The sequence below is a fragment of the Novosphingobium sp. genome, from assembly GCF_019748365.1.
Lineage (GTDB): Bacteria > Pseudomonadota > Alphaproteobacteria > Sphingomonadales > Sphingomonadaceae > Novosphingobium.
In genome coordinates, this window is the sequence record NZ_JAIEPN010000110.1 from 1 (window position 1) to 7455 (window position 7455).

The following is a 7455-nucleotide window of genomic DNA, read 5'->3' on the forward strand; positions in this document are numbered from 1 at the left end:
TACACCCAAGGCCGCCTGACCATGCAGCCCGGTGACCACACCCCAAATTACACCTCATTGACGGACGTGACCCGGGGGACGAACTGCTGCCCACTCGGCGACGGTCACGAGCGGGGTCGACGCGCGACCGAGAAACCTCAACGACTACTTCTGGCGAAACCAGACGTTTACCGCAGCGGCCGGGAGTGACCGAGGTTGGGTCGGTACGAGCCCGACTGGGTCTACACCCTCCCGCCTATGGACCGTTCTTCAAATGGCCAACCCGGCCATAGGAGAATGACCATGGAAATGACTGAATCTTAGACCGTTGCGACCAAACGTCAGGTCTGGAATGCCGGACGAACCGTCGGTGCGAAGCGTGCACTAAAGCCAAAGCAAATATGGCAGATCCGGTTCTACCTCAATCAGAACCGTCGCCTGCGAGATCGTGCACTGCTTGACCTCGCGATCGATAGCAAGCTTCGCGGCTGCGACTTGGTAAGGATGATAATTGGAGACATCGTGAGCGGCGGACAGATCCGGACGCGCGCAATCGTAATGCAGCAGAAAACAAGTCGCCCGGTTCAGTTCGAATTGCTTGCGGACGCACGAGCGAGTTTGCTGACATGGCTCGAACGCCGAGGCGGTACGGTCGAAGACTATGTGTTTCCGAGCCGCGTCGATCGTGATCGTCATCTCAGCACGCGCCAGTATGAGCGGCTTGTAGATGATTGGGTTACGGCGGTCGGCCTGATGCGAAGCGAGTACGGTACTCATTCGCTTCGGCGCACAAAGGCGTCGATAATCTACAGGGCGACCGGCAACCTGCGCGCTGTCCAGATCCTTCTCGGTCACTGCAAGATCGAGAATACCGTACGCTATCTCGGGATCGACGTGGAAGACGCACTAGCCCTTGCCGAAAACACAGAAATTTGAATGATCAGCTCCTCGTCGCCGGCGGGGAGCTGGCCATACGGCCTTGGGACAAACCCGCCTGTCCAAAGCACACCCTCGCATGACCCGTGACGCCAAAAGCGGGCGTCGCTGCCAACATCAGCAAATCACCCAGCCAGAATAGATCGAACGTCAGAATAGAGACCTGCAGCAGAAGCACATCAGGGCAATGTGCCGGGAGGGCATGGTCTGCCCACCCGGCCATCGGTTTCGTCAGAACAGCGTTTCGGTGAAGAAGGGCAGCTTCTCCTGGCTCACATTCACAGCGTTGAAATCGCTCACGCCCAGCAGTGTCACCGACCCGCCGAACGACAATGTCAGTTCGAGATCGTTCACGCCATCGCGGTTCACGTCGCGCACGCGGGTGCGCACAATGTCGACACCGCTGTCGAGCAGGATCGAATCTTCCGCCGTGTTGAAGTCCATGATGGTATCGTTGCCCGCGAGGAAGCTGAACGAGAAGCTGTCACGTCCTGCGCCGCCGGTCAGCGTGTCGTTGCCGCCATCGCCCGACAGCCGGTCATCTCCCGTGCCGCCGTCGAGCAGGTCGTTGCCCAGACCGCCCGAGAGCTGGTCATTGCCTTCGCCGCCGAACAGCCTGTCGTTGCCGATGCCGCCCCACAGTTCGTCATGCCCGCCAAGACCGTTGAGCGTGTCATTGCCGGTCAGGCCGTAGAGCGTGTCTTCGCCTGCCGTGCCGTTGAGCATGTCGGAGAAGATCGAGCCATAGCGGGTCACGCCATCGGCGATGCCGGTGACCCGAACCTCGACCGTTGCGGTGCTGGTGAGGCCGCCAGCATCGCGCACGGTATAAGTGAAGCGGTCGGTGACGACCTCGCCCGGAGCCAGCGCGTCGAAGCTGTCATCGTCGGCGACATAGCGCAGGCTCTTCGATACGGGGTCGAAGACGAGGGTGCCCAAGGTTTGGCTGTCATTGACCGCCGAGATGGTCAGCGTGCTGCCAGCATCGTGATCGGTGTCATTGCCCAGCAGCAGCGACCACAGATTGTCGGTGGTTCCATCCTCGTTGACCGAGACCGTATCGTTGGCCGCCACCGGCGCTTCGTTGACGTCGGTGACACCGATGGTGAACGCCTTTTCGGTGCTGAGGCCGCCCTGATCGGTGACCTTGGCAGTGATCGCGAGGGAAGGGGTTGCCTCAAAATCGAAGGCGGCGGTGGTGGTGATGACGCCTGTCACCGCGTCGACGACGAAGCGGCCGCCGGCATTGTCGACCAGCTCATAGAGCAGCGTATCGCTGGCGCGGTCGGTGGCGCTGAGCGTGCCGACGACCGTTCCGGCGGCGCTGTTCTCTGCCACGCTGGCATTGCCGAGCACCAGATTGGTCGGTGCTGCATTAGGCAGCGGCAGCAGGAAGGAGGCGAGCAGCGGATCGTGATCGGACACGCGGTTCGGGCCTGCGGCCTGTTCGGAATTGATGTGCACGGCATCGACGATGATGTTTTCCAGCAGTCCCGGCGTCACCAGAAAATTGTCGAGCGCCTGGGCGTTGCCGCCGAAATAATAGGTGTAGCGCTCTGCCTCGGGCAGCTCGCGCAGGATATTGGACAGGATGCCGCCTTGCTCGAGCAGTTCGAGCGACTCTTCGAAATAGAAGCCGTTGAAATCGCCCAGCACGGCGATGTTCGCGCCGGGATTGTTGCTGAGGATATTGGTCACATAGGCGCGAATTGCCTCGGACTGGGCAATCCGCGCGCCTTCCCCGGCATTCACTGGCGGCTGCTGGGCGCCGAACAGCGGGCTGCTGCCGCCGCGCGAGGTCGAATGGACGTTGATCGCGGTGATCGTCTGTTCATTGAAGGTGAAGGTCGCGGCCAGCGGTGAGCGGCTGTTGTTGAATGCCGCACCGGGCACCAGCGTGGCGCTGCCCTCGACATAATCGACGCGGTTGACCTGATAGAGATAGCCGTTGCGGATGTTGCCATTGGGCTCGCCCCCTGTGGTGTTGGGCGCGCTCGGGGCGACTTCGACATAGGCATATTGCGGACCACCGGCGGCGTTGATCGCCTCGATGATCAGATTGGCGGTGACGGTGCCCGAAAGGTTCGATCCGCTGCCCGCGCCATCGGCATCCTGGATTTCCTGCAGCGCGATGATGTCCGGCGCACGCAGGTTGAACACGATGTCACTGGCGAGCAGGTTGAACTTTACCGCCCCATCGCTGGGGTCGAGATTTTCGACATTGTAGGTGGCAATGGTCAGCCGGTCGGGCGTGCTGAACAGAGTAGTCGTCTCGCGTGTGAGCGGACCGGCATCGGTGGTCACGGTCACCGCCTCGGTGACCTGCAGTTCGTAGGTCTGGAAATTGTAGCTGATGATGCCCGTGACGTTCGAAAGCACGTCGCCCTGCGTGTAATCGGGGCGGAAGCCGGCAAAAAGGTTGGCATTGTCGTCGATCTGGATCCGTTCCGGATTATAGTCGTCGACATTGTTGGCATCGCCCGAGATGGTGATGCCGCCACGGCTGTTGACGCCGGTTGCCCCGGTACCGCCCGCGGCAACGACGAAGGTCTCGCCGAACTCGTTGGTGTTGCCCGTCACCAGCGGCGCTTCGATGGTCACGCGCATGCCTTCGAGCGATTCGTAGAAATCGGCGGCGTCGTTCTGCGGGTCATAGGTCTGGAAATTGTCGTCATCGAAAACCGCGCTCGGGGGCAGCACGCCGCCGGCGCCCGTGCCGATCAGCGTCGCGGCGGGCAGCGCGTTGCCGGTCGAAATGAGCGTCGCCGCCGACTGGTTGATCTGGGTGATGGTGAGGTTGGTGGTGTTGTTGCCGGGCAGGAATTCGGCGACCGTGCCGCGCACCTCGACCGAATCGCCGACGCTGCGGCCCGGCGCGCCGTTGGTGGACACGAACACCGCATCCGAGGTGCGGGCATCGCCGTCGCCAGCTGCGTCCTGCAGATAATAGCCATTGGCATCGACTGCGGTAACGATACCGCGCGTGATGACCGTCTGGCCGACATATTCGGAACGATGGCCGAGGCCCTGGATGGTGTAGATCGCGAGGTCCACCGGATCGTCGTTGGTGATCGTGCCGGTGGCGCTGCCATCGATGATCGTCGCGTTGCTGGCATTGGCCAGCGTCACGCTCAGCGTTTCGTTCAGTTCAGCCAGTGTGTCGCCCTGGATGGGGACGACGATCTGCTGGCTGCTGACGCCGGGCGCGAAGGTCAGCGTGCCCGAGAGCACGGCACCGCTGCCGAGGTCCGCAGCATTCGCGGTGCCGTCGAGGTTGATCGTGTAATCGACCGTCGTGGTGAGGCCGCTGGCCCCGGCGCGGCGCACGGTGAAGACGAGGTTCCGGGTGCCCGCATCGCCCTCGACCACCGACGTGTCGAGGATGCGCAATTCACCGGGGGCATTGGGCGAGAGGAAGCTCTGGCCGGTGTTGGCAGCCGCATTGGTGCTCGTCTGCGCAGGCGCCCAGACGAAGTCCTCGTAGCTCGACCCGGTTCCGGTCAGCTGAAGCGACGTGCCGATAGCATCGCCATCCTGTGCCACGCCGATATCGGTGCTGGTGAGCCCGGCAGCTGGGCCGTTGGTTGCGGTGAACGTGCCCTCGTAGGACAGGAACTGAACGACACGGCCCAGATTGTCGACCAGGGCAAACCCGTCCGGAGCGCCGTTCTGGATTCCCGGTGCGGGGAAGGACAGCGTGCCAAAGCCGTTGCTCTGGTCCGGAATGATGCCGCTCAGTGCGATACCGTTCGCTGATCCGCCCGTCGCCGCATAGGCGACACCGCCATTGCCATTGTACAGCACGATGCGCCAGCCAGCGAGGTTGGTGCCGGCGACGCCCGCAACCTCGATGGCCTCGTTCACATCGCCACCGGCGTTGTCATAGTGAAGCTCGTTCACGAACACATTGGCGATCGGCGCGGGCGCGACATCGTCGTTGACGATCGTGCCGGTCGCGGTCGCGGTACCGATCTGCGTGCCCATATTGGCATTCGACAGGGTGATGGTGAAGGTCTCGTCAGGCTCGACCACCGTGTCGCCCAGAACGTCGAGCGTGATCACGTCGACCCACTCGCCATCAACCAGCGTGACGCGGCCGACAAAGGCGCTGCCCGATACGAAGTCGGCGGCATCGGCATTGCCGAAATTGACCGTGTAATTCGCCGATGCTTCGCCGCTGCCGCTGCCGGTGCGGGTCACTTCGAAACGGATCTGGGTGGTGCCGCTATTGCCTTCGGTGACAGAGGCATTGGCGATCGACAGCGAGGGCGGCAGCGGCGAGGCATCGTCGTTTATGATCGTACCGGTGGCCGTGGCGGTGCCGATGGTCCCGGCGGTGGTGCCGGTGAGCGTCACCTCGAACGTCTCGTCACCCTCGAACAGCGTGTCGTTGGTCACCGCAACGCGGATCGCGCGCTGGGTTTCACCATCGGCAAAGCTGACGGTGCCAGCCGTGGCGTTGAAGTCGGTCCCGGCGGTGGCGGTGATCCCGGCGAGCGTGTAGCTCACCGTCGCAGCACCGCTGCTGCCGCCAGTGCGGGTGACCAACAGATCGACAAAGCCCTGCTCTTCGCTGGCCGAGGCCGAAGCGACCGAGAAGGTGCCGGGATTGGCCTGCTGACCGATCGCGGTGATCGAGAAGTCGTCGATGGCCAGGCCATCGTCGGAACCGGCGGCATTGAAATCGACCCAGCGGATCCAGAAGGTGGCACCGGCGGGGATGCCTTGGAGAATGTCATAGGTGGCAGATATCGCCGTGCGATTGGCTGCGCTATTGCCGTTCAGCGCGCCCACGGTGCCGGCGGTCACGGGCGAACTGAAATCGAGGGCATCAATATTCATCCAGGTGCCGGTGGTGAGACTGGTCGCGTCGAAACTGATCTGGAAGTCCAGCCGATCAGTCCGGCCCGTTGCTCCCAGTCGCCATTGCTCGCCGGTATAGGCGATTTGCAGCGAACCAATCGTGGTCCCGGTGCTGTTGGTGAACTGGGCACCGATGGTAGGCGCATTGCTACCGCTGAGCAGCGTGCCGAAGGCTCTGTCCGTGCTGCCCGATGCACCGAAGCTGTAGGTATCCCCCGCATTGCCGGAACCCGTGCCCACGGAATAGACTGCATTGGCATTCGCGCCCGCTTCGCTGAACCCCCAACCCATGGGCAGTGCAGAACCGTCCAGAAGGCTGTCGAAATTCTCGGTGAACGCGGTGCCAAGGGTCGTCAGGCTGGGCATATCTCTTTCCTCTTCCGGCGGGCAGGCGGGCCCTTTGCAGGGGCGACGCCCCCAAAGCTGCGCTGGCGTAGCCGCGCTCCATGACGCTTCGGTGAAACTCTTGTGGCGGCTGACAAAATTCTGTGGATGAGTGGCAAGGCGGGTCCCGTTTCGAGACAAGCGACCGCTGTCATGAAAACGCCATCGAATTGCGCCAACGCGCGTTTTTGGCCGACGGCACCCTCGCTCCGTACGACCTTGGCATGAAGGGTTTGCTTTGCGCGTGTTTCTGGCATCGGGGCTGATCGGGCTGGTTCTGACCGGACACCCCGCCTGTGCCCAGCCGACCGCGCTGCCCGTACCCGAATCGGACCCGCTGGCGATCGACATGGATGCCGACCCGTTGCTCGCGCTCGAACGGCAGGATGGCGGGCTGGACCTGTTCAAGCAGCGGCTGCACGAGGCCGCGACCGAAAGCCCTGCCATCGCGGAGGCCGAGGCGCGCACCCTGGAGGCCGTGGCGGGACGCAGACTGGCCAAGAGCGGCCAACTTCCGGCTGGCGAGCTATCGATCTCCAGCTTCCGCACGCTCAGCCGAGAGTTTTCGAACGATCCGCAGAACATCATCGAACGCTCGCGTGCACGCCAGCGCACCGACGCGCTGATCTCGCTCACCCAGCCGCTGGTCGATTTCGGCGCGAGCGGCGACCGCATCGCTGCGGCCGAGGAGCGCGTGACGAGCAGCGAGGCGCGCTTTACCGGCGTCGCCGAGGATGTCGGCCTGCGCGCGATCTCGGCCTGGTACGATCTGTTCGCCGCGCGGACGCTGGTCGCGTTGGGCGAAGCGCTCGACGCCAGTCATGTCTCGCTCGGCGAAGCCATCGACCAGCGCATCGCGCAGGGGGTGTCCGCCCGCGCCGATCGCATCCGCATCGACGGCACGATCGCGGCGGCGCGCGCACGGCTCGCCGGTTTCCGCCGATCCGAAGCCGGCGCGGTCGCGCGCTTTACCGAATTGCTCGGCGCGCCGCCCGAACGGATCGAACGCGCTCCGCTGCCGCTGCCCATCCGCGTCCCTGATGCCGAGAGCATCGCCCAGGCCATCGAGGCGACGCCTGCCGTGCGCGCGGTCGAGGCCGAAGCCAAGGCCTCGCGCCGCGATGCCCAGGCGCTGCGCGCAGACCTGCTGCCGAGCATCTCGGCCAGCGTCGACGCCGGGCGCTATGGCGTGTTCGAGACCGATATCGATTATGACGTGCGCGCGCGGCTCAACGTGCGGCTGCGGCTGTTCGGCGGCGGCGATGCCCGCGCCGACCAGGCCGCCGCGCGCGC

At 63.8% G+C, this 7455-nt stretch carries 2 protein-coding genes and 1 pseudogene; 2 read left to right on the plus strand and 1 reads right to left on the minus strand.

Translation table 11 applies throughout. The features are described from left to right. Positions 1 to 282 precede the first annotated feature (282 nt). Positions 283 to 915 (plus strand): annotated as a pseudogene (locus K5Q19_RS13780) (tyrosine-type recombinase/integrase). A gap of 231 nt (positions 916 to 1146) precedes the next feature. On the opposite strand, the gene K5Q19_RS13785 reads toward K5Q19_RS13780, so the two are convergent. Then, positions 1147 to 6144, minus strand: a complete 4998-nt coding sequence (locus K5Q19_RS13785) for a Calx-beta domain-containing protein (protein ID WP_292946167.1) — start codon at positions 6142 to 6144, stop codon at positions 1147 to 1149. Positions 6145 to 6406: 262 nt separating this feature from the next. On the opposite strand from K5Q19_RS13785, the gene K5Q19_RS13790 reads away from it, so the two are divergent. Next, positions 6407 to 7455, plus strand: a 1049-nt coding sequence (locus tag K5Q19_RS13790; RefSeq protein ID WP_292946169.1) for a TolC family protein, incomplete at its 3' end; no start/stop codon positions are given.